Origin of the sequence: Aquimarina sp. AU119, assembly GCF_900312735.1 — a bacterium.
Classification (GTDB): Bacteria; Bacteroidota; Bacteroidia; order Flavobacteriales; family Flavobacteriaceae; genus Aquimarina; species Aquimarina algiphila.
This window is the reverse complement of the sequence record NZ_OMPF01000015.1, coordinates 231,441-253,181: the sequence shown is the minus strand read 5'-3', so window position 1 is coordinate 253,181 and position 21,741 is coordinate 231,441. Positions and strand designations below refer to the sequence as shown.

The window sequence follows — 21,741 nt, the reverse complement described above, 5'->3', positions numbered from 1 at the left end:
CTAAAGTATCGTATTTGTTTCAAAACTAACACCATTAGTCTTAAAAAATGGTTCTTATGTATTCTTTTTAGTTTATTGTTCAATTTTAGGAGGAAACACTATAATATGTGAAGCGTAATCTTTGTATTTTCTAAATTTTGTGGAAATGAATAATGGTTTTTCCCATTCTTTTTGATACTCCCAAGAAGGAGCTGCCTCCCAATTACACTCCTTTACTATATCAAATCTAGTAATCCAAGTATGCCAACCTTGCTTACTAAACCCCCAACCAAATTCATTTTGTAATAATAGACTATCAATTTGTTTTTGATCATTTTCTATAACAAACATTTTTTGAATGGGAATATCTGGTTGTTTCCAGACATCATATTTTCGTTTCTTTTTAAAATTATTACTTGCAGAAGAATACTCTTCTGAATCCTTAGAAATTACCAAAAAAGCAGTCCAATTAAAATATGTTGTAAGTATGTATGCGATACTCCATCCAGCATGTTCTCTCTCTTTCCATATTTTTTTGTGATACTTTTCTAAAATTTCAAATCTTTCAACTCCTAGTCCAGCCTCTAGTCCTTTGACTGCATATATGGTGCAATGCATACTATCTACTTTTATATCATTCTGTTGAGCTTGCATCTTATATCTTTCAAACTCATTTATAGTATCTCCGACTCTGTATCTATTTTTTGCATTGGTTTGCCAAATCGTACCATAATATTTACTAAATGTCTTTTTCACATTAGTAAAATACTCATTCTCTATTGCAGCAATAGCATTAATTGCTTTTGGAGAGTTAAACCCATTGTATGTATTTGATAGTATACTTGGCTGTGTGTGAAATATCGTATCGTTTTTTTGAGTAGCATCTAATGATATTTCATTTACACTATCTTTTACTTGTATTGTATTATGTTCATTTGTTTGAAACGCCAAGTATATCAAAAAAATGATTACGCTCATTAATATAACAAGAACAACAATTAATAGTCTTTTTTTAAGCATATCATCAGAAAGATTTTAGTTTAAAAAAGAAAGGTGTATACATATTAAACTGTATACACCTTCTCGAAAAACATTTCTCCTATTGTTTGAAAATCAAGTCCTTCTTTTGCTACTACCACCAGGACAAGAAATCATATAGTAATCTAAAATTCAGGTAAAATGTATTAATTCATTTGAGCTAATAACTCATCAATCGTTTTTGCCATAACTACACCTGGCAACTTTACAGGGGAACCAATTTGTGCTAAGAAAGTACCTTTTACTTCTCCTGTTTTATAGGTTGTAAAACCAATTCTATATAGTCCTACTGTTAATGCATTAAGAGGATCACTCACTTTACTTTTGTAACGTAAAAGAGAGTTATAAGATCTTCCGCTAGGTTGCTTAGGCATCTCACCGCTATCATCATTTTTTGCTAATGTGTGCCAGTTTGCATTTGCAGCATTACTAATACCAGCCTTAGTAATGATATCTGATCTTTCTAAAGTAATATATGTATCAAAATAATCTCCTGATCCTGCATTAGCATCATAGGTAGCTCCTTTAATAGGATCTTTAACTTTAACCTTTTTTGCTGGAGACATCATACGTAAACCTAATTCTGGTGCCACTGCAGGAATCCAAACATAGATATAATAAAATTTCTTACCATCTCTTACTTCATCTTCTGTATTTACCGCTGCATGTCCTAAATAAGAAACTACATCTGTATAAGGAACTTTAATAGTTTTTGGTCCTATTTTCTTTTCAATAGAACTCCCGAATTTTTTAATTTTTTGAGCTTCTGCTGTAAAAGTACTACCAATAGCAAATGCTAATAATAAGATTGAAATTTTGATTTTCATTTTTAATGTGTTTATTATTATTTGAAGCTAAAGTAGTAGTAGTTAACGATTATCATAAGTGGTAATCCATAATTGGTTTTTATGAATTCATATTCGATATGATTTAACTTTTATTTGCGAATTTGAACATTGTATTTTCTTTTTATCCATAAACTCAAATTATACATTAGAAAACCTACTATTGCTAAAAAATTATTTCAAACATCTTACTCCTCAAATTTTATTAATTCTTTTAACTAAGCAATCTTTCTCTAATTTTCATTAGGCTATCATCGATAATTAATTCTCCGTCAACAAAAACTTTTTGTAAAAGTCCTTTACTTTCTTCCTCTCTAGATACTTCATCTTTATAATTGATTCGTCCATTTTCACTAAATAGCTTAATCAAACCTTTAGCTGATTTCTTTGTGCCGTCATCGGTAATCGGGTCTTTAAAAATTTCTCTCCCTTCACCCTTAACTTCTACATAAGTAGCTTTCATTGCAAATCCAAACGTATCTCTTGTATTATACTGATAAGTAAAACTCCCTATTCCTAAAACCACATTTGTTGATGCAAATCCTTTCTCTTTAAGTCGTTCACAAATTTGTGTTGCTCTTTCAATAGTAATACTGTCTCCATAAATTGCTCCTATTTTAGGATTAAGTACTTTATAACCCTGATCATTTATAGTGCCTCCAAATTCATCCCATAGTAATTCTATAACTCCTTTAGAAACTATTGGACTTTCATCTTCACATCCGCAAATGATGTCTACAGGATCTCCAGAATCTGGTCGGATAACCAGTTTACCCTCTCTCCCTAGAATTTCCTCTTTTAGTTGTGGAAGATATTCTGTAAGTACTTTCCATAAATCCCAGGTGTCTGATACTACCGATAAAATCCCAGTAGGATAGGTTTCTAATAATCTTCGGAAGGTTCCGATTTCATCATCTTTACTACCAGCACACATTACACTATGTTCTGTTGCATTTACACTACCGATAACCAGTTCTTTGGTTACATCTGTATTATAAAAAGTTTCAAAAGCTTTAGCTACCGGAAGAGTGTCACTTCCTGAAAAAGCAAGGGCATGTCCCATACCACTCAATATAGAAGATTCTGTACCAGACATTCCTCTCATAGAAAAGTCATGTCCTTGCCAAGTCACAAATTCTAAATTCTCTTGATCTGTTTCTGATGCATATTTATTTAATATTTTTCTATATTGCTTTGCTATGGTTGCAGATGTACAAGGCTGCCAGATAATATTAGATAACAAGGTTTCTAAGTAGTTTGTTAACCAGAAAAACTCTGGTTTTGTGTTTACCAAGGTGAACATAGGTACCCGAATAGGTACTTCTGAACCTTCTGGTAATGCTTTGATTTCTATCGGCAAATATCCTAAATCATGTAAGTCCTCTATATGAGATGTATTATAATCTACTCCTAAATAATGATCAACATATTTCTTATACTCTGTTACAACATCCTCTTTGGGTTGATTAAAGAAGTCCTGATTAAATCGTTTAATTAAATACTCCTTAATAAGGTATTGTAGTCCAAAAAACACAACATTATCCACTCCTTCTACTCTGCTTTTTCGAGGCGTCCAGTTAGAATATACTAAAGTAGTACCTTCTGGGTATTGCTCTCTATGACCTAATTTATAACCGTCTGTTAATAGTAATGGATTCATTCTTAATATTATTTTGCGTTAATTACACGCAAATATAACTTTTATCTTAGAATTGAAAAAATTTTCAAAAACATTTCTTCTAAAATATATTTATATTTTATTTGTCCCTTACCTTGCTTAAGTAATTTTTAAACACTTTTTGAAAATTGATAAGGTCTATCTTTTCCTTTTTGACCTTATCTCCTTCTTTATATTCTTCATAATATGAATCAATTTCTTTCTCAAAAAATCGTATACCAGCCACTATATCCCCATGATCTCCAGTTTCTAAATACCCTCTATATTTTTCTGGTTCTTTTGGGTAAGTCTCATCACCTCTCTTAGTTTCTGCTATGATAGCATCTATTAAATCTCTAAAAAAAACATCCATCTCATCAAGCTCAAAAACTTCAGGTTTATCAAAAAAAACATTTGTAATATTTATTAGATCGAAAGAGTTTAAATTATCTTGAAAACCACTAGTACCATAGCCATAAGTGCTATTATTTTTATCATACATAAAAAATATACTGCGTTTTGGTAAATGGTTTGTTTCTCCTATCACAAAATATTTGGAACCTATATATTCATCATTCATGTGATATTGTATCTCCCAATAGTTATCTTTCTTTAATAAGTTTACCTGAAATTTGTTTCCTTCGACGGCCAATGTAGGAGATCCTATAATTATTGTATCACCCTTTAGTATCATAGAAGTGCGCTGATAATAATGCATTGCAAATACATCAATATGCAATTCTGTAATTTTTTTATTTTCGATTTTCTTAGAAAAGATAGTAGAGGACACTTCTTCATACTCATATCCATCTATTATTTTACCATTTTCATAAACCGATTTGATATTCAATCTTGGTTTATATTTATTCTTTAGGTACTCATCATACTCTTCTTCATTCATCTGATATTCCTCAACCTCTTGCGATTCATCAAATGTATCTGCTCCTAATGCCATTTGGTAAACATCTAAGGAATACTGAAATTTTATAACTCCATTCTCATAATAATCAACTCTGGGAAATTCTATATTCCCCTTTGAGAAATACCCTTGATAAGGCTGACCATCTTTATAATAACTTTTATATACTTTCTGGGGTTTCTCTGTTATTAAAAAGGACCTGTTCTCTACAAAGTCATTCATGTTTTGAGCATTGATCGTATTAGACAAGAAGATGCACCATGCTAAAAGTAAAACTATCCTTACTTCACTTTTAATTCTATATCTCAATGGAAATCTAACAATCGTCATCCTTATTTATTTTAAAGGATAAAAATCGTCACTATTTTTAATAAAAACCACCCTGTTTTCAGTTAAAATAAAAGAGATTTAGTTTCGTCCTCTTTCATCGGGATACAAATATGGTAAGGGTTCACTCTGCCAAAATTCTTTGGTATCAATATCCAAAATGGTTAGTTTCCCCTTAAAAGCAGCTCCTGTATCAATATTCCATACGTTATGTGCTTTTATTGGTGTGTCTTTATTATAATTTGTTGTAGGTGTGTGGCCTATATATATTTCTTTGTAGTAATTAAACCTTTTTGGCTTAGTTAGTATATCTTCTAAAGTTTTTTCTTCAACTTTATCTGCTAATAATGCTGCCTCCCACAAGGTTCTATCCCAATAATAATTTGACTCATACTCTTCATTACCTGCTCCATGCATTGAAGTAAACCCTGCATGTAAAAACAACCTTTCTTTTTCATCTATATAATAATTGTGTAGTGTCTCAAAAAACTTTTTATGCGTATTCTTGGATAAATATCCTGATTGGATATAGCTGTTTATGGTTTCTTTACCTCCATGTTCCAACCATATTGGATTAGTTACTCCTTTCTCCAACCATAAACCACACCAGAGGTCATGATTCCCTCTTATAAAAACACAAGTATTAGATATTGACAATTCTATTAGTTTTTCAATAGTTTCTGCCGACTCACTCCATCCATCTACATAATCTCCCAGAAAGATTAAAGTATCATTTGACGTTACTTTAGCGCTTTCTAACACTTGAAGTAATGCCTTATACCCACCATGTATATCGCCTATAACGAGTGTTCTTTTCATGATAATTGATACATTATATCTGTTCTTAAGACATATTTTGTTCCTGATATAATTGGTTTTCCTTCATGCCGTAAAGGATGATGAAATAATAATGCATCACCCTGTTTTGGTTCAATAGTCATCCCTTTTTCAAAATAAGTTTCACCTCCTTCGAAGTTATCATTAAGGTATATCAAAAATGAGAAAAAGCTACATTCTTTTTCATTTCTATTATAACTACCATCTCGATGCATCTTGAACCGCTGTCCAATATCATATTTATAAATTCTAAACATCTCATTGAGACCAATGGCTTTATACTTCCCAAAATCTTCTTCTACAAATGGTTGCACTTGCAACCATATCTTTTGAGCAAGTAATTCATCCTTAAATAGGATACGCTTATTATTACGAATTCCTTTTACCATCACCTGTCTACCATCAATATTTACTTTTGCTTCTTCGAATGAGACTTGTTCTCCTTTTTCAATAAAATGAGAACACATTTCTTTAGAAAGGAAATTTTTGACAAGAAATACTTCTGGATGTAGTTCAATTTTTTTCATCACATTATCATTTAAACTCAATATATTCTGGTGCCACAGTATCTGTTAACCAAACTCCATTATCAGATTGAAAAAACTCAATACCGTTTGTATACATTTCTCCTGATCGAACAGTGAGTATAATGGGCTTTCCTCTCCTTGACCCCACATTTGTTGCTGTTTCTCGTTCTTCACTTAGATGCACATGATGTCTGCTCATCTTAAGCAGTCCTTTTTCTCGAATGGCATCCATAAATTTTGCTACTGTGCCATGATATAGAAACTCTGGAGGTCGAACGGGTTTGTATTCTAAATCTATTTGAATAGAGTGCCCTTGATTAGCTCGTATCCTAGTTTCACCCTCATTAAAAGCAAACCGTTTCTTATCATTGGTTTCAACAATCTCTTTTAACAGTTCAAAATCCAATATAGGTTGATGCCTTTTTGCTTTACTTAGCAATTCACTCACGTCTGCCCAACCATTTTCATCCAGGTATAGTTTAATTTTACCTGGATTATGTCTAAGAATAAGACTTAAAAATTTACTTATATGTTTATGATTTGTTTTCATTTTTTTTAATATTTTTTTCTAATTCTTCACCATCTCTCACTACTTTAAACAAGTTATGTTCATACTCTGGAATAACAGTTGACTTCAATACTCCTATAATATCATTCCAAACATCTCCTATAAAAAAGACCTCAGGTCTATGTATAGATTTATCTTTGCGAATAATATCTAGTGTTAAGAATACCTCAGACAAGGTGCCTATTCCTCCTTTTTGTACTATAAACAAATTTGTATCCTGTATTAATAATTCTAATCGTTGATATAGTTTTTTGGTAACAATCGTTTCTGATAAGAATTCGTTTCCTTTTTCTGAACCTACTTGTTTACATGTTATACCGATTACTTTTCCTCCTTCTATAACAACTCCATTAGACACTGCTTCCATCATTCCACCATATCCACCATTCTTTACTACATACCCATTCCTGCTTAGTAAAGAACCTATCAAAATAGTTTCTTTATATTCTTTACTCTCTTTATTTTTTCCTGCTCCACCAAAAAGTGTTGCATATTTTATCTTTTTCATTTTACTAATTGATTAGTGTATAGCTCAAAATTTTCTATGTCAAAACAAACAAAATATACTTCCTTGATTGTCTCCTGAGTGACGAATTGTTGGATAGCATTTATAGCTATCTCAGCGGCAATTTCTTTAGGAAACCTATAAATCCCTGTACTAATATTAGGAAATGCAATAGTTGTAACCCCATTATTCAATGCTAATTGCATAGCATTGATATAACAATTTGCTAATAATTTTTGTTTTTCTTTTCCTCCTTGATTCCAAACTGGACCTACCGTATGAATTACATAATGAGCAGGTAAGTTTCCTGCTGTTGTTATGACTGCTTCACCTACTTTACATTTTCCTTGTTTGGCAATTACTCTTTTACATTCTTCCAGAATCTGCAGTCCTCCTTTTCTATGAATAGCTCCATCTACTCCACTTCCTCCTAATAAAGAAGTATTGGCAGCGTTTACAATTGCATCAACGTTTATGGTTGTAATATCGGTTTGGATTACTTTTAGTTTCATTGCTATTCAAAATCGTACACAAAAACATCTATATTTTTTTGTATTACTGTATCTATAATTATTGGTTCTATTTTATCCCATTTTCCTCCCGCAAGACCGCAACCAATTCTTGGCATGTGAATGCTAGCATTAAGTTTTTGAGCTTCCAAACCCACCTTTTCCAAACACTTTTGAACTGCCTCATAACGAATAGGGACTCCTTTACTTCCCGTCTTCATTCCTTGTTGTGCAATCATATTTGCGACATGTAAATAATCAGAGACTTTTATTATTTGAACTGCTCCTAGTTCAAAATCATTTTTTGCTCTATTTCTATGCCATTCTCTATAGGATTTTTCTGGTTCTGACCATCTTTTAGAGATCGCTAGAACAAAACCTTTTCCCCAACCACCAAGGTTATTACAAACATGTACAATAATCTTAATTCCTTTTGCCTGAGGTACAGTAGCATCTCCTTTTATATATTTTATCGTTTTCATTTTAACATTAAATACCCATTCAATTCATCATCTTCAAAAGTCAATGGTTTTTCTTTTGGAGTCATTAAATCTTCTAGATTTTGTGATGTTACCAATTTGTATTGTTCTACCACAAATTCAGAAATATCTTCAATTTCCAAAATATCATCTTTGGCATATGATTTCACAAATTCTTTTCGTAAACCAATTTGAATTGCTCTACGTTCTTGTTTTGCTCCATAAGGGTCATGATCAGGATCCCATTGTAATCTTACATTTGAATTCTGTACATTTTTCTGCCATGCCTCATATGACGAATACAACGTTGGTTTGAACGAGGAATACACTGCATTTTTTAAATAATTCTCAAAAGCTTGTCTCTTAAGATGTATTGCTAGTACCACTTCTTGCCCTTCTTTTGTTCCCCAGCCATTTCTATACATCATCCATAAAAAATTAGGTTTGATCCAGGTCATTCTTTCAAAACTAAATGCTCCTCCAAAAAATTGATTTTGCACAGCAAAATTTCCTATTTCTGGTCGATATGATTGATATACGACAATTTTTTCATCATCATATTGTGCCATAATATGATATCCTTGTTGAGGCCATTCTTTTTTCTGTTCTTTATATTTTTCTAATTGTAATTTCATTTTATTAATTTTTAAAAAGCTTAGACCCCTAATTCATCTCTCACTTCCATTAAGGCAAAACCTAATAAATTTTGTCCTCTCCATAGGTTAGGATTTTGTGCTTTTTCATTGCTTTGTCCCATTCCTATACCCCATATTCGATCTCTCGGACTTGCTTCTACAAGCACTCTTTTCTTTGTATCTAAAAGGAACTCTAACTGATCCTTATGTTGTGAAAACTTATGAAGGTTTCCTTTCTTTACGATTTCGTATTTATGCTTATTCCAAACTACAGGATCAAAATTTTTTACTTTTCTTCCTAATTGTTTTGCTTCCATAGGATTTGAAGATTTAATAATCTCTTCTAAAATTATTGAATCATCAAATAATCTTGCTTTTTCAGCCATCATCCAGTGCTCTGCTGTTTTATACCGTATAGTATCGACTGTAAATGCTGAAGACCACCATTGACTAAAACAACTTTTACCAATGCTTCCATCTTTATTAGGTGTATGTCCCCAAAAGAATAAGTACTTTATACTTTTCCCTTTATTAAATTGTTCTTGTATATTTTGTAATGTATATCTCATTTTAAACTTTTCTTTTCTTTACTTCATTAATCAATTCTTCTAAACTATTTATTATTGGATTATTTTTATCTTAAAACGGGAATTTGCACCACTCCTTCTTCCTCAATATCTCTAAAAGAATTAGTAGTGAATATAGTTTCAAAACATTGACTCAATTCTTCTATACCTTTACTAAAAATTCCATGACTAATAATTAGACTTAATGTACCTGCATTTTTTTCTTGTAAAGCTTTTGCTAACCCCAAGAACGTACCTCCACCATCACAAATATCATCTACAATAACACAATGCTTTCCTTTTAAATCTTCTTCATAGACTCTAAATCCCGATAATTGACCTGTTTTTACATCTCGTTTCTTAGAACATTCTATCACTTCAATTCCACCTAAAAACTCCGAGACCTTATAAATCTTTTTTAAAGCACCACCGTCTGGAGAAACTAATATTACTTCTTCTTTTATATGCTTTAAACATTGTTTCACAAATTCATAATTCTCAATAACTTTCACATTATTTATTAGTGCAGGAGTCACCTCAGAATGTGGATCAAAAACGGTTACCTGATCATATTGTTGAGCATTAATGATATCGGCATACACTTTTACACTTAATGATTCACCAGAGACCATAACCCTATCTTGTCGTGCAGCTGGAAAATATGGAATACATACATTAATCACTTTTATACCCATTCTACGTAAAGCATCTGTTGCAATCATTAATAATCCCAGATCATTAAAAGAATTTATACGATGTGTTATCGTAACGCTATCTTCAATATTCTGTTCCAAAATCTTTATATGCGGTTCACCCCCATTAAAGACAAAAGCTTCAAATTCTATTGATTTACCATATGGTGTAAATGATGGATCTAAATGCAAATATCTCATAATTGTGTTATTTTTACGCAAATTTAAAATAGAAAAATTAATCCACCAAGTATTTTGCGTAAAAATTACAATAAAAAATAAATTATATATTCAGAAGAGGTTTCGAATATGCGAGAATAACATCTAAAAGTTATTTAATATCAAAGAAGAAGCCTTCATCTTTTAATTTAAAATACTGCTTTTTGTTGAATTTAAAAAGGTTAGCCGGTCTACCTCGCCCTTCAGAAACCTTTTCCTCAAGTTCTTCCAGAATACCAAAGCCCAGTATTTTTTTTCTAAAATTCCTGCGATCAATCTGTTTTTCTAAGATTGTCATGTACAGTTTTTCTAAATCAGAAAACAAAAACTTGTTTTCTAATAGATCAAAACCAATAGGCTCATAAGTTAATTTGTTTTGAAGTCTTTCTTTGGCCTTATCAAATATAATTTGATGATCAAAAGCTAACTCTGGAAGTTCTTGTACATTAAACCAAGCAACATCTTTTGCGTCTGTGTCTGCTTTTATCTTATGATGTTCTGGTTTTACCAAAGCAAAATAGGTAATGCTTACCACTCTATTTCTTGGATCACGACCCAGGTTGCCAAATGAATACAATTGCTCCAAATAGTCTATAGTCACATTAGTCTCTTCTTTCAACTCTCGTTCTACAGCTTGTTCCAGGTTTTCATCTTCTAAGACCAGACCTCCTGGTAACGCCCAAGAATTTTTATAAGGTTCTATATTCCTTTTTATCAACAGGACATTAAGTTTTCTATCTTTATATCCAAAGACTACAGCATCAACAGCGACTTTAATATTTTGGCGTATCATAAACGCTAAATTATGAATTTAACTCAAGTTTTAAGGTAATTTTAAATTCAATTTTCTTTATAAAACCCAAATATAAATGCTACAGTCTTGGCATATATAAAACTTTCTATAGTTGGATCATATTCAATTGGTGCATCCAATGTTTTCATCATCTCTATAACTCTATATAATTTGGCTTTTGAAATCCCTAATTGACATGCAAAACCTTCTGGTGAACCTGTAGTTTGCAACCGAACAGATTGATCAATCTGTTTTATCAATTCTATATGTTTAATAATAATATTCATAATGATTTTTCACCAATTAGTGTTATAACCAATATAAATTGTTACCCATAAAAAGGCAGAGAGCTGTTTTTACTTTTTAAAATCGGTTTTTTAGGCTTTAACCTGAGTAGAAGTATCGATGAATAAAAAATGCGCCAGCTTATTAAAAGACTGACGCATTTTCTTCACACCTACCTATTCACAGAGAATATATCTTTCAATTGTTTTACCATACCGCCATCTCCAGAAACACTAATTTCACCAATTTTGTCTGCAATTTTCTCTACATACTCCATTTCTTTAAGCTTATAAAGCATCTCATTCTCTTCCATAAGTTTTGCTGTATTCAACAAACTACGGGTTGAAGCGGTTTCTTCACGACGTGTAATAATATTGGCCTGAGCTCGTTTTTGAGCCACCAATACCTGATTCATGATATCCTTCATCTCTCCTGTCAAAATCACATCACGAATACCACAGTTCAGGATTTTTACCCCTAGTTTTGTAGCTTCGGTTTTAGTATCTTCAAATACTGCTTGTGCAATACTTTCTTTACGTTCCAAAAGCTCATCCAAGGTATATGTACCTACATAAGCACGTAACACCAATTGCATAGCGATATACAATTGTTTTTCATAGTCCTTATTATCCAACAAAGCCTTTTCAATATGGATAACCTTATATTGAGTATAGAAGTTGATACGAACTGCTGCTTTATCTTTGGTTAACAATTCCTGACCTGCAATCTCTAGTTGTAATTGACGTAAATCTGCTTTAGCTATCTTGATAGAGGTATCATTTCTCCAGAAACGGTATGTACCACTTTCTAAAGTTTTGGTATATACGTCATCTACAATCAATACTGCTTTTTCATAAGCAGCTACTTCAAATGCTCTGATATATTTAGTCAATGCATAATGACTAAACAATGATTTATCAATCTTTTCGGTGATATAGATCTTACTTAAATCTGCCTTAGCAAATTCATAATCGATCAATCCCTTCCAATAGACATAACGCCCAGCAGATAAAGTATTTTTGAAATTACCATTCTCATACATGAGCACGATCTCATTATCTTTTACTTCGATTAGATATAGCATGGCCTCCAACTCTTCATCTTGTAGTAAGAGTTCCAGTGCCACTGGTGCTGCAAAAGGTTTGGTTAAATCATATTGTATTACCTTTTCATTAAATCCTAACCAGTGAATTCCTTTGGTTAGTACACGATAATAATCTCCTTTTTTGAAAACTAAACCTACTTTGCCCGCATTAATTCTTACTCTTTTCATTTTTTTACTTTTTAAACCTGTCTTTCCGACAGGCAGGTTAAACATTCAATAAACGGCAATTCCTGTAACGGAGACCTTGCCTACTTTAATCAAGAACCACGGGTATAGTTCTTTCTCAATGTATATTTTCCAGGCATGCCCTCTTTTGCTTTAGCAATAAGAGGTCGGGCTATTTGCTATATCTTTTTTTACTTCTTACCCTTTTACAATACTTCGATAAGCTCAGTATAACAGCTCAGGGTGCGTAATTAAAAAAAGGATGCCGCTTCTATCCCTCATGCGATTCTTTCTTAAAAAAACAGTGAAGGCAAATCGTCTTTCCTGTGCGGAAATATTAGTTTATCATATTTTCCATAACCAGTTTTAAGCAAAGAGAAAAAAGAGTATATGATCTTAAAAAAGATCATATAGTTCTAAAATCTGAATTCAAAAAAGTAGCTATTTCGAATATTAACAATACCAATATTTCAAAGTACATTAGAGATTGTTGATATAGCAAGAGTGCTACAACAACTGATCTGCCATCACGGTTCTTGTCATATCTTGTCCCGATGAAGATCGGGATCTCAGCGTGACAGGCTGGTGATCAGTTTTTAAAAGATGATCAGCTTATCAAGAATGGATTTTTAGTCCATATCCTACATTATGAGTGTAGTGCTCTAACCAAACTGAGCTACAAAGCCTAAAAAAGTGGCCTTGACAGGAATCGAACCTGTGCATTTGAAAAAGACATTAAAGTGTCTGCTTCGCTAGAACCGAAATCTAGTGCGTTTACCAATTTCGCCATATCCGTAAGGATAGTGGGATTCGAACCCACATGAAACAATCTATTGCTCTACCATTGAGCTACGGGGCGTTAATGGATTTTAAAAATAGTCGCCCCGAAGGGATTCGAACCCTCAACACATAGAATGGAGACTATTTTTGGTAACAGTCAAACCTTCAAGTCAAGTTGTATATGAAGTGATGATACAAACAATGCAATACCTCATACAATGGTGTTATACAGAAACACTCAACAAGACTCGCTTGATATCTTCAAGAAGCTCAATAAATTTATTTTTTAAAACACAATGATTTAAAATTGAACTACTTATTAATTTTGATGAACTTTTATTAATGAATTCTATTGATTCATTTATATCCTTTAAGATGTTTTGATAATTATACTGTCTTATTATTCTTTCTATATTTTCTTTCGAAAAATCAAAAGCATCTATACCACAACACTCAGCAACACAAAACGTTTGCAGATGCTGCCAGAATTCTTTGTTATTTTCTAAAAACTCATCTATACCACTTATACTTTTTGATTTTCTTAAACTCATATTATTTTCTTTTATGAAAGCCCTGCTACTTTCCCCATATTGCAGCAGGGCGCTACTTCAAACCCTCAATTATACCCCATTAAACATGAGGGTTTGTTTTTAATTACACCACAAAGATGAAATTATACTACGCAGTCTTTTTGCGCAGATCAAAAATCATTTATAAAAAGTGCGATGTCTGTCATTTTTGCTTTTTATCCCCTTGGTTTCCTGAGGATATAAAGCTTTACTCATCGCATTGATGTAATTCGAAGCCCACTTTGATAACACTCTAGTGATCAAAAGCTTCATAGTGTTTATTTTTCTTTTGGTAATAGTAAAGTGAGTTTCCATAATAATTAAATGAATTGGTTATACATTGCTTTAAAAAATTAGTAAGAATAGCAAGACTCGAACTCGCATCTTTGGGTTCGTAACCCAATGTTCTATCCAATTGAACTATATTCCTTTTTAGATGTGCTCCAGGACTCAAACCTTGTTCTTACCTTTTACAGTGGAGTGCTTTACCTTATAAGCTAGAGACATCATTTTGATGACATGAAAGGATTCGAACCTTTACACCAAGAGTCAAAGTTTTGGATGCTGCCGTTACATCACAGGTCAATTTGTAAGCTCAATAGGATTCGAACCTATACTCCAAGGTTCGTAGCCTTGGGTGCTTCCGTTACACCATGAGCCCATAGTCGTACTCCACCTTGGATTCGAACCAAGACTGTACGGGGCTTAAACCCGATGCCTCTTCCAATTGGGCTAGTGGAGTAATTGCCAGCGCATCGTCTGGCCCGTTTGCTAAAAATGTCTACTAGACATTTTATGCTCCGTCCTGTACAGGGAGAGAGACTCGAACTCTCAAAATCCTGATTCTAAGTCAGGTGCGTTTACCATTTTCGCCATCCCTGCATTAGTTGAGGCATTGGGAATCGAACCCAAGACTTCTGCGATATCAGCACAGTACTCTACCAACTGAGTTATACCTCATTTTGTACTCCATAAGGGAATCGAACCCTTGTCTTCCAGTAGAAAGTCGAATGCACTAAACCACTATGCTAATGGAGCAATTTGTCTGGGGAACAGGACTCGAATACTGAAACAAGTTCAGTACAAGCTCTACAACCTCACGCGTCCAAGGCGGGTAAACTACCATTGTTATACCCCCAGATGATTATTGCAGTACCGACGGGATTCCCTTCGACTGGGCTCAGGATAAACTTCTCACCCCTGGTTCTGCTTTGCAGTATCGACGGGATTCCCTTCGACTGAGCTCAGGATAAACTTCTCACCCCTGGTTCTGCTTTGCAGTACCGACGGGATTCGAACCCGCGACCTTCCGAGAGACAGTCGGGTGCACTAGCCATTGTGCTACGGTACTAAATAGTGGAAGTAGTAGGACTCGAACCTACAAGCTCTGAAGAGACCAGATTTACAGTCTGGAGAGCCAACCAATTGCTCAATACTTCCATAGTTTTTGAGACAAGGATGAGATTGCTACGCTTTCTCATCAAGTCACAAAGTGGATTTTCACAGCATTCAAATAAGTTTGATGCTATTCCAATCATTGAGACAAGGATGAGATTCGAACTCATAAAAAACAGATTTGCAGTCTGCAGCCTTAACCATTCAGCCACCTTGTCGTTGCGATACTGGCAGGATTCGAATACCGGATCAAGTCCGGCACAGGCCCTACTATTTTATGAATAAAAGCTCATCAGCGCTAACCATTAAGCTACAGTATCTTTATTGCGGAGAGTAAAGGATTACTCATCGGTTGCTACTTTATATTTTGGTATTCGTGAATGCGAAGCATTTCTAACCTTCATCACGTTCTAGACGTGAACTCGCTTAGCAGGCGAGCGTAACAAAGCCAGTATTTACTCTACGCTCCATAGCGGAAGGAGTGGGAATCGAACCCACACGAGTCGTTATCTCCTAACAGTTTTCAAGACTGCGGCCACCACCTATTGGCTTGTCCTTCCGTAAAATTGACGTACATTTTTTAAGTCCCAAATCAAGTTTGGGACAGCTACACGTCAATGTGTTTAGTTTTCAATATGTCAATGAACTAATCCTTAGTTCCTTTTTCAAAATTCAGTTGTTTAGAAACATTAGATTCTTTTAGAAATAAGTTTCCGATATTCATCGGAATGCATTCAACTATTTTCTTTTCCGATTCAAAAAAATTAATCTTCAAAAAAAGTTTCATCCAAAAAAAAGACGCCTTGTTCGGGCGTCTTCTTATATATTTTGGTATATGTATATGTTATATTCTTATACACATCCTTTCTATAAAATAGACACCTTTTATGTTCACATCAGAACAATATTCTCTTTGTTTGGTAAAGAGGCGGTTTATCGTATGTTGTGAATTACTCGGAATCATTTTTATATGTTTTATATTGTTTTTTTACTTGTCATTCCAGCAAATGCTAAAATCTAAAATCTGTATAATAGATTCTGGTCTACACCAGAATGACAAATTCTATTATTTCTTGTTTTGATTGCGATGCAAAGATTAAACCTTTATTTTAAATCTGCAAACATTTTTTTTATTTATTTATTTGATAATCAGATAGTTATAATAAAAATTAGATATAAGAATCCCTGTCCGTTTTTCAACAGATTTTGGATAGTTGCAGTAACCGTCTGTCTCCCTGATGCTTACTTCCAAATACTAATCTTTATTTGCTAATTAACTTTTATTCATTATTCTTAAAAAAAATTCATAAAAAAAGCGTCCAATTTCTTGGACGCTTGCTATTCTATAGTAGTTTTCTAATTTATATCATTTCAAAAAATGATTAAAATAGTCACATAGCGCCCTGTTTCGAATGGATAATTCATTAATCCATCGATAATCACACTGATTAAACAGTGATTTTGGTGTGGTATGTATTCTATTTTGTTTCATTTTGTTATGCAAATATTTATAATTTATAGCCTAACTTCCAAATTTATTTCCAAAATTGAAACCATTTTTTCCTTTTACTTATCTTTTCAGAAAAATCAGATTGATTTTGATTAGCAGTCTTAATACTATTTTCTGTAAGATTCAAATTCAATAATACTTGGTAATCGGTATTTAAATTATATATATCTAAATATAATTTTGTACAAGATTTTATTTCTTTCTCTTTCTTCTCTTCCAAGGGGCATTTTTTTGCCAGTCACCTGCCATGATACACCCATAAGGTAATACTTCATCGATAACTGTACCCAATCCATATTCATCCATCTGGTTTCTTACAGTTTCTGCATTTTTATAAGCACTTGGTAGTTCTGTAACATCAATCTCATTAGAAAAGAAACGAATATCCAAACCTTGTGTTTCTTCCTGAAACACTTCTTCATTAGTTCTACCTTCTTTACTTCTTCTATGTTGAGTTCTACTCACATTACGTCCTGCTCCATGTGGTGCAAAACCAAGATTTGTCTTGGTAGTTTCACCATTCACAATCAACACAGGCTCTGACATATTTAAAGGAATTAATCTTGGTCCCGTAATATCAGGCATAAACTTAGCATCCAGAGGAGTAGCTCCTTTGGCATGATAAAACAATTCTTCATCTCTAAATACAAAGTTATGTTCATTCCAATAACGATCTTGAGCTTTAGCTTGTAAAGCTTTTAATGTGGCATTATGGATTACTTCATGGTTTGTTTTTGTCCATTTTCTAATAATTTGTAGTGCTTCCCAATATATTTGCCCTTCTTCAGTATTAAAAGGTATCCAGGCATTTTGTTTTAAGGTTTCTGGAGATAATTCTTTTCTAAACCGTTCTGCTATTTTCATCCCTTGTGTATACAAATTAGCTCCAGGACCTCTGGATCCATGATGTGTAATCATCATTGTATTTCCTGTCTTTCTTGATTTTCCAATAAACAAGAAATGATTTCCATCTCCTTGTGTACCTAAATGAGACCTTGCGGCCTGAATCATCTTTTCATTATTTAGCATATAGTTTCCTTCAAAATCTTTTAATAATTCATCCGGAAATCTATACTGAGCGTTTCGATCTCTTCCTCCAGGTCCAAAATGAGTGTTTTGGTGGGCTGCATCTAATACCTTTTTAGGATCAGTTGTACCAAAATCTGTTAACATCACAGAGCAACAAATATCTGCACTATGCATCCCAGGATGAATAGCGTTTTTTGCAACCGCTACTCCCCCAACCGGAATGGTTCCATTAGGTCCTGTAGGACAAGCATCTGGCATTAATGCTCCATTAACCATGGTTGGAGTTTTCATTAATGTATGCATCGATGCTACAACCGAGTTTACATTGGTTTCTTCTAACTCGTTTTCTGCTTTTATATTGACAGTAAATGGAGCTGGTTGAGCAAGTAAATCTACAATTGGCGGAGATTTAAACTGCTCCAAATAGCTATGCATTGCTTCTCTATCTAATTGATTTGTATTGATATAATCGATGGCTTCTGGAAACCACTTTCCTGATCTAAACCCTAATTCGATTAATGTTTTTCCTGTTATATTTACTTTGTTTTCCATAATTCTTTTATTTGTGTGCTCCGCCGACTCCTCGTTCGACGGAGCATTACTAAACCAATGTTTAATAGCTTGTTTAAAATTCTGATACAAATGTTTCACTTAAGTACGCAATAATTTTGCGTAGTAATATTTATTTACCTAAAAAGTTTCAAAAAACTATCTTTTTCTAATGTCTCCAAAGAAAAATCATAGTCAACTTTTGTCTTATCTAAAGTAATTTCTGCTCCTAATAATTTAATAATCTTATCAAAAGATAATGGTTTATTCCATTGCTGATATAATGCTTTAGTAGCTATATTTGATATCTCAGAATTACCAGACACTCTAGTTTGTCCTGCACCAAAATTTAGCAATACAAAGCATTGTCTATCCTTTTTAGGAATCAACATACCTATCACTGTTTGTTTTTGTACAGAATTACATTTTATATCTACAAAAAGGTTATTTGGATTCATCATATAATCATTAGAAATTTTGTCTCCCTGACCTATTATTATTTTATAACCACAATCTGCACTACCAGAATACACATTATTCTGAACTAATGTAGGTACATTTAAACCTTGATTTGCATACAAATACTCAACAGCTCCATTAGGTGCTGAGGTAATATCACCAGAATACATTAAATCGCCAGCTTGTTGATTAAATAAGCCATTCCAACCTATTTTACCTCCAATATTTAAACCTGATAAATCTAAATCATGAGCTCCCCAGGCATTTTCCCAATATACACCAACGGCTAATTTTTTACCATAAAAACGAGTACCTGTTGGAATGTTACCTACATACATTTTTTCTGAAGTTGGCAATGCATACTTTATATTCTCTGGAAGGAATATCTTTTTACCAGACAAATCAAATCGTTTCTGTAGATACTTTAGTATAAACTTATAATTTTCTTTATTTACATCATTTACTTCACTAGGTTTTACCCAAGATTTACCATTTCTTATTCTATATAAGAATGCATCTTGCCCATTTTTTCTATTGTAACAAGCAGATAATGATTTAAATAATGCAAAAGGTGTCGCATTATCCAACCAATGCATATCTTTATTTGTAAGCAACACATTTGTTACGTCATTTAAAGGGTTTGACACTAATGGTTTATGATACTTTTTAGATAATTTACTTATTTTATTTATAGTTTTAGGTGCTTTGCTCTTATACGCTAAAAACAAGGGTTTAAATCGGTTAAATATTTCTGCAAGTTTTTCTAATCCAAAAATATTAAATGCTTGCGCTGGGTTATACGAGCTGTCTTTAATTAGCTCTATAAGCTCATTATTCTTTATTAATAGAGTAGTATTGGTGGATCTATAGATAATGTATCTAAAAAATTCTACTACATTCTCAGGGTAAATATTATAACTTTCTGCTATTTTAATGATTGCCTCTTTATTTTTTAAATTTTCTTTGCCTGTAAACGTATAACCAAGTTCATCTACCAATATTGATATAAGTGTATCTATTGTTTCTTCTTTTAGAGCAATCCCAGATTTCAATAAAGACAAACATTTATCTTGTATTTCCTCTATCGAATACGCTTTTATCACTTTAAAAGATAGCTTAATATCTGGAATATCTAAAATTTCGATAGGGATATAAATTTCTTCTTGAAAGTCACTTCCGTAGGTTGAAATATAATGTCTTATTTGTTCTATAAGTAGTTCGCATCTAGAACTGTCTTTGATTTTAGACCAAGATTTATGAAATGTCTTATTTAAGTCATTTCCATTTAATGTTTCTTTCTCATAATAGGCAATAATTCTATCTTTTGCCCATCTTGCTTTTGGTTCAATTATATAACCTTCTTCGCTAATAAATGGTTTGTTTGAAGTTTTATTAAATATTTTTTTTGCTGGTTCTTTTGCTATTACGGCATTAAATAATTCAAGTGTTTTCATTTTTTTAATAAATTAAATAAGTGAGGAGTATTTGACTTACGGTGTTATATAGGAACTCCTTTTACCTATTTTATAAAAGACGGAGAGTATAATAAACCACATACTCTTGCGAGCACTGGAATCGAACCAGTATATAGGAACTCTTTTTGTCTTTTCTAAAACTGACGGAAAGTAATTTTCATAAAGATCTGATGATATAGGAACTTTCTTTGTCAATTATAATTCTGATACAAATGTTTCAACTAAGTACGCAATGATTTTGCGTAGAAAAAAATAATCATTATTTTTCCATAAATATTTGATTATGGCACAGAATAAGAATGCACTCATACGTTATAAAACCCTAGATAAATGCCTGCAAAACAACAATCGGCAATGGACACTTGATGATCTTATAGAAGCATGCTCAGATGCTTTATACGAATATGAAGGTAGGGATGTCAATGTAAGCAAACGTACTGTACAGTTAGATATTCAGATGATGCGTAGTGATAAACTAGGTTATAACGCACCCATAGAAGTTTATGATAAAAAATATTATCGATATTCAGATGAAGAATATTCTATTACAGATATTCCATTGACTGAAAATGATATGAATGTTCTTTCAGAAACTGTTGAGATGTTAAAACAATTCAAAGATTTTTCATTATTTTCTGAACTTGGAGGTATCATCCAACGATTAGAAGACAAGGTTTATACCGAGAAAACACATCAATCCGCTATTATACATCTCGATAAGAATGAAAAACTAAAGGGGTTAGAACATCTTGACATTTTATATCAGGCTATTTTAAAAAAAATTGTATTAAGAATTACGTATCAATCCTTTACTGCAAGAAAGGCTTCTGAATTTGTATTTCACCCTTTTATTTTAAAAGAATTTAATAATCGTTGGTTTCTAGTAGGTAAACCCAACGCAAAAATGAAACAACCTATTGTTACTTTGGCGCTTGACAGAATAATCAGTATAGATTTTGACACTTACATACCATACACTACAGAAAAATTTGATGGAGATAATTATTATAAAAACACCATTGGTGTTACGGTGCTTAATGATGAGCAGTTACAAGAAGTAATTCTAAAAATAGACCGTAGTAATGCTCCATATGTAATTACAAAGCCATTTCATCATTCTCAGGAAGTCATAGAAAAATTAGACGATGGTAGTATAGTTATAAAGTTGAATGTTCATTTAAACTTTGAATTTGAACGTTTGATTTTAGGATTTGGTGATACTATAGAAGTAATACAACCCAGGTTGCTCAGAAAAAGAATTCGTCAGAAATTAGAGAGGGCACATCGATTGTATGTTGAAGAATAAAACAAATCCCTTTGTTAAA

20 protein-coding genes and 12 tRNA genes are annotated in these 21,741 nt (G+C 32.7%); 1 reads left to right on the top strand and 31 read right to left on the bottom strand.

The window, feature by feature from the left end:
- Positions 1 to 72: 72 nt before the first annotated feature.
- The 31 genes from DK442_RS14805 to DK442_RS14660 form a co-directional block, all read right to left on the bottom strand.
- Positions 73 to 957, bottom strand: a complete 885-nt coding sequence (locus tag DK442_RS14805) for a hypothetical protein (RefSeq protein WP_160114194.1) — start codon at positions 955 to 957, stop codon at positions 73 to 75.
- 206 nt (positions 958 to 1,163) lie between these two features.
- The gene (locus DK442_RS14800; protein ID WP_109436663.1) at positions 1,164 to 1,844 is read right to left on the bottom strand and encodes a LipL32 family surface lipoprotein; all 681 of its coding nucleotides are present in this window, start codon (positions 1,842 to 1,844) and stop codon (positions 1,164 to 1,166) included.
- 232 nt (positions 1,845 to 2,076) lie between these two features.
- A complete protein-coding gene (locus DK442_RS14795; RefSeq protein WP_109436662.1) occupies positions 2,077 to 3,522 on the bottom strand; it encodes a nicotinate phosphoribosyltransferase in 1,446 nt (481 codons plus the stop codon).
- Positions 3,523 to 3,619: 97 nt separating this feature from the next.
- The gene (locus DK442_RS14790; protein WP_160114193.1) at positions 3,620 to 4,768 is read right to left on the bottom strand and encodes a hypothetical protein; all 1,149 of its coding nucleotides are present in this window, start codon (positions 4,766 to 4,768) and stop codon (positions 3,620 to 3,622) included.
- Between the two features lie 78 nt (positions 4,769 to 4,846).
- Entirely contained in the window at positions 4,847 to 5,584 is a 738-nt protein-coding gene (locus DK442_RS14785; protein ID WP_109436660.1) for a metallophosphoesterase family protein, read from the bottom strand.
- Positions 5,581 to 6,129, bottom strand: coding sequence for a 2OG-Fe(II) oxygenase (locus DK442_RS14780; protein WP_109436706.1), 549 nt, complete (start codon positions 6,127 to 6,129; stop codon positions 5,581 to 5,583). Before DK442_RS14780 ends, DK442_RS14785 begins: the two co-directional genes overlap by 4 nt.
- Before the next feature lie 7 nt (positions 6,130 to 6,136).
- Complete coding sequence (locus DK442_RS14775; RefSeq protein ID WP_109436659.1) at positions 6,137 to 6,679, bottom strand: RNA 2'-phosphotransferase; 543 nt, start codon at positions 6,677 to 6,679, stop codon at positions 6,137 to 6,139.
- The gene (locus tag DK442_RS14770; RefSeq protein ID WP_109436658.1) at positions 6,663 to 7,205 is read right to left on the bottom strand and encodes an LOG family protein; all 543 of its coding nucleotides are present in this window, start codon (positions 7,203 to 7,205) and stop codon (positions 6,663 to 6,665) included. The genes DK442_RS14775 and DK442_RS14770 overlap by 17 nt, the downstream gene beginning before the upstream one ends.
- Entirely contained in the window at positions 7,202 to 7,714 is a 513-nt protein-coding gene (locus DK442_RS14765; RefSeq protein WP_109436657.1) for an O-acetyl-ADP-ribose deacetylase, read from the bottom strand. The genes DK442_RS14770 and DK442_RS14765 overlap by 4 nt, the downstream gene beginning before the upstream one ends.
- A 2-nt stretch (positions 7,715 to 7,716) precedes the next feature.
- Positions 7,717 to 8,193: a macro domain-containing protein gene (locus tag DK442_RS14760; protein WP_109436656.1), complete on the bottom strand. Its 477-nt coding sequence runs from the start codon at positions 8,191 to 8,193 to the stop codon at positions 7,717 to 7,719.
- Positions 8,190 to 8,825, bottom strand: coding sequence for a DUF4291 domain-containing protein (locus DK442_RS14755; RefSeq protein WP_109436655.1), 636 nt, complete (start codon positions 8,823 to 8,825; stop codon positions 8,190 to 8,192). The genes DK442_RS14760 and DK442_RS14755 overlap by 4 nt, the downstream gene beginning before the upstream one ends.
- A gap of 20 nt (positions 8,826 to 8,845) precedes the next feature.
- Entirely contained in the window at positions 8,846 to 9,394 is a 549-nt protein-coding gene (locus DK442_RS14750) for an NADAR family protein (RefSeq protein WP_109436654.1), read from the bottom strand.
- Positions 9,395 to 9,459: 65 nt separating this feature from the next.
- Positions 9,460 to 10,284, bottom strand: coding sequence for a ribose-phosphate diphosphokinase (prs, locus tag DK442_RS14745; protein WP_109436653.1), 825 nt, complete (start codon positions 10,282 to 10,284; stop codon positions 9,460 to 9,462).
- Positions 10,285 to 10,414: 130 nt separating this feature from the next.
- Positions 10,415 to 11,095, bottom strand: a complete 681-nt coding sequence (locus tag DK442_RS14740; RefSeq protein WP_109436652.1) for an NUDIX domain-containing protein — start codon at positions 11,093 to 11,095, stop codon at positions 10,415 to 10,417.
- A gap of 47 nt (positions 11,096 to 11,142) precedes the next feature.
- Positions 11,143 to 11,382, bottom strand: coding sequence for a hypothetical protein (locus tag DK442_RS14735; protein WP_109436651.1), 240 nt, complete (start codon positions 11,380 to 11,382; stop codon positions 11,143 to 11,145).
- 170 nt (positions 11,383 to 11,552) lie between these two features.
- Positions 11,553 to 12,653: a slipin family protein gene (locus DK442_RS14730; protein ID WP_109436705.1), complete on the bottom strand. Its 1,101-nt coding sequence runs from the start codon at positions 12,651 to 12,653 to the stop codon at positions 11,553 to 11,555.
- A gap of 691 nt (positions 12,654 to 13,344) precedes the next feature.
- Positions 13,345 to 13,438 (bottom strand) — tRNA-Arg (locus DK442_RS28250).
- Between the two features lie 216 nt (positions 13,439 to 13,654).
- Positions 13,655 to 13,981: a DUF6331 family protein gene (locus tag DK442_RS14725; protein ID WP_109436650.1), complete on the bottom strand. Its 327-nt coding sequence runs from the start codon at positions 13,979 to 13,981 to the stop codon at positions 13,655 to 13,657.
- 375 nt (positions 13,982 to 14,356) lie between these two features.
- Positions 14,357 to 14,429 (bottom strand) — tRNA-Arg (locus DK442_RS14720).
- 84 nt (positions 14,430 to 14,513) lie between these two features.
- Positions 14,514 to 14,584, bottom strand: a tRNA-Gln gene (locus DK442_RS14715).
- Between the two features lie 5 nt (positions 14,585 to 14,589).
- Positions 14,590 to 14,660 (bottom strand) — tRNA-Arg (locus tag DK442_RS14710).
- A gap of 7 nt (positions 14,661 to 14,667) precedes the next feature.
- Positions 14,668 to 14,741, bottom strand: a tRNA-Leu gene (locus DK442_RS14705).
- Between the two features lie 66 nt (positions 14,742 to 14,807).
- A tRNA-Leu gene (locus DK442_RS14700) sits at positions 14,808 to 14,881 on the bottom strand.
- 5 nt (positions 14,882 to 14,886) lie between these two features.
- Positions 14,887 to 14,959 (bottom strand) — tRNA-Ile (locus tag DK442_RS14695).
- 5 nt (positions 14,960 to 14,964) lie between these two features.
- Positions 14,965 to 15,037: transfer RNA gene (locus tag DK442_RS14690), tRNA-Glu, on the bottom strand.
- Between the two features lie 240 nt (positions 15,038 to 15,277).
- A tRNA-Asp gene (locus DK442_RS14685) sits at positions 15,278 to 15,350 on the bottom strand.
- A gap of 6 nt (positions 15,351 to 15,356) precedes the next feature.
- A tRNA-Tyr gene (locus tag DK442_RS14680) sits at positions 15,357 to 15,439 on the bottom strand.
- 100 nt (positions 15,440 to 15,539) lie between these two features.
- Positions 15,540 to 15,612, bottom strand: a tRNA-Cys gene (locus tag DK442_RS14675).
- 255 nt (positions 15,613 to 15,867) lie between these two features.
- Positions 15,868 to 15,954: transfer RNA gene (locus DK442_RS28245), tRNA-Ser, on the bottom strand.
- Positions 15,955 to 17,096: 1,142 nt separating this feature from the next.
- Positions 17,097 to 18,485 carry an RtcB family protein gene (locus tag DK442_RS14665; RefSeq protein ID WP_109436704.1) on the bottom strand — a complete coding sequence of 463 codons (1,389 nt, stop codon included), beginning with the start codon at positions 18,483 to 18,485 and terminating at the stop codon, positions 17,097 to 17,099.
- 134 nt (positions 18,486 to 18,619) lie between these two features.
- Positions 18,620 to 20,395 (bottom strand): hypothetical protein, encoded by a 1,776-nt coding sequence (locus DK442_RS14660; RefSeq protein ID WP_109436648.1) that lies wholly within the window; start codon positions 20,393 to 20,395, stop codon positions 18,620 to 18,622.
- Between the two features lie 304 nt (positions 20,396 to 20,699).
- Between DK442_RS14660 and DK442_RS14655 the strand changes: the two genes are divergently transcribed.
- Complete coding sequence (locus tag DK442_RS14655) at positions 20,700 to 21,722, top strand: YafY family protein (protein ID WP_109436647.1); 1,023 nt, start codon at positions 20,700 to 20,702, stop codon at positions 21,720 to 21,722.
- Positions 21,723 to 21,741 lie beyond the last annotated feature (19 nt).

Coding starts and splice junctions, on each gene's coding strand:
- DK442_RS14805 (WP_160114194.1), bottom strand. CDS start 957: ATGAGCGTAATCATTTTTTTGATATACTTGGCGTTTCAAACAAATGAA.
- DK442_RS14800 (WP_109436663.1), bottom strand. CDS start 1,844: ATGAAAATCAAAATTTCAATCTTATTATTAGCATTTGCTATTGGTAGT.
- DK442_RS14795 (WP_109436662.1), bottom strand. CDS start 3,522: ATGAATCCATTACTATTAACAGACGGTTATAAATTAGGTCATAGAGAG.
- DK442_RS14790 (WP_160114193.1), bottom strand. CDS start 4,768: ATGACGATTGTTAGATTTCCATTGAGATATAGAATTAAAAGTGAAGTA.
- DK442_RS14785 (WP_109436660.1), bottom strand. CDS start 5,584: ATGAAAAGAACACTCGTTATAGGCGATATACATGGTGGGTATAAGGCA.
- DK442_RS14780 (WP_109436706.1), bottom strand. CDS start 6,129: ATGAAAAAAATTGAACTACATCCAGAAGTATTTCTTGTCAAAAATTTC.
- DK442_RS14775 (WP_109436659.1), bottom strand. CDS start 6,679: ATGAAAACAAATCATAAACATATAAGTAAATTTTTAAGTCTTATTCTT.
- DK442_RS14770 (WP_109436658.1), bottom strand. CDS start 7,205: ATGAAAAAGATAAAATATGCAACACTTTTTGGTGGAGCAGGAAAAAAT.
- DK442_RS14765 (WP_109436657.1), bottom strand. CDS start 7,714: ATGAAACTAAAAGTAATCCAAACCGATATTACAACCATAAACGTTGAT.
- DK442_RS14760 (WP_109436656.1), bottom strand. CDS start 8,193: ATGAAAACGATAAAATATATAAAAGGAGATGCTACTGTACCTCAGGCA.
- DK442_RS14755 (WP_109436655.1), bottom strand. CDS start 8,825: ATGAAATTACAATTAGAAAAATATAAAGAACAGAAAAAAGAATGGCCT.
- DK442_RS14750 (WP_109436654.1), bottom strand. CDS start 9,394: ATGAGATATACATTACAAAATATACAAGAACAATTTAATAAAGGGAAA.
- prs (WP_109436653.1), bottom strand. CDS start 10,284: ATGAGATATTTGCATTTAGATCCATCATTTACACCATATGGTAAATCA.
- DK442_RS14740 (WP_109436652.1), bottom strand. CDS start 11,095: ATGATACGCCAAAATATTAAAGTCGCTGTTGATGCTGTAGTCTTTGGA.
- DK442_RS14735 (WP_109436651.1), bottom strand. CDS start 11,382: ATGAATATTATTATTAAACATATAGAATTGATAAAACAGATTGATCAA.
- DK442_RS14730 (WP_109436705.1), bottom strand. CDS start 12,653: ATGAAAAGAGTAAGAATTAATGCGGGCAAAGTAGGTTTAGTTTTCAAA.
- DK442_RS14725 (WP_109436650.1), bottom strand. CDS start 13,981: ATGAGTTTAAGAAAATCAAAAAGTATAAGTGGTATAGATGAGTTTTTA.
- DK442_RS14665 (WP_109436704.1), bottom strand. CDS start 18,485: ATGGAAAACAAAGTAAATATAACAGGAAAAACATTAATCGAATTAGGG.
- DK442_RS14660 (WP_109436648.1), bottom strand. CDS start 20,395: ATGAAAACACTTGAATTATTTAATGCCGTAATAGCAAAAGAACCAGCA.
- DK442_RS14655 (WP_109436647.1), top strand. CDS start 20,700: ATGGCACAGAATAAGAATGCACTCATACGTTATAAAACCCTAGATAAA.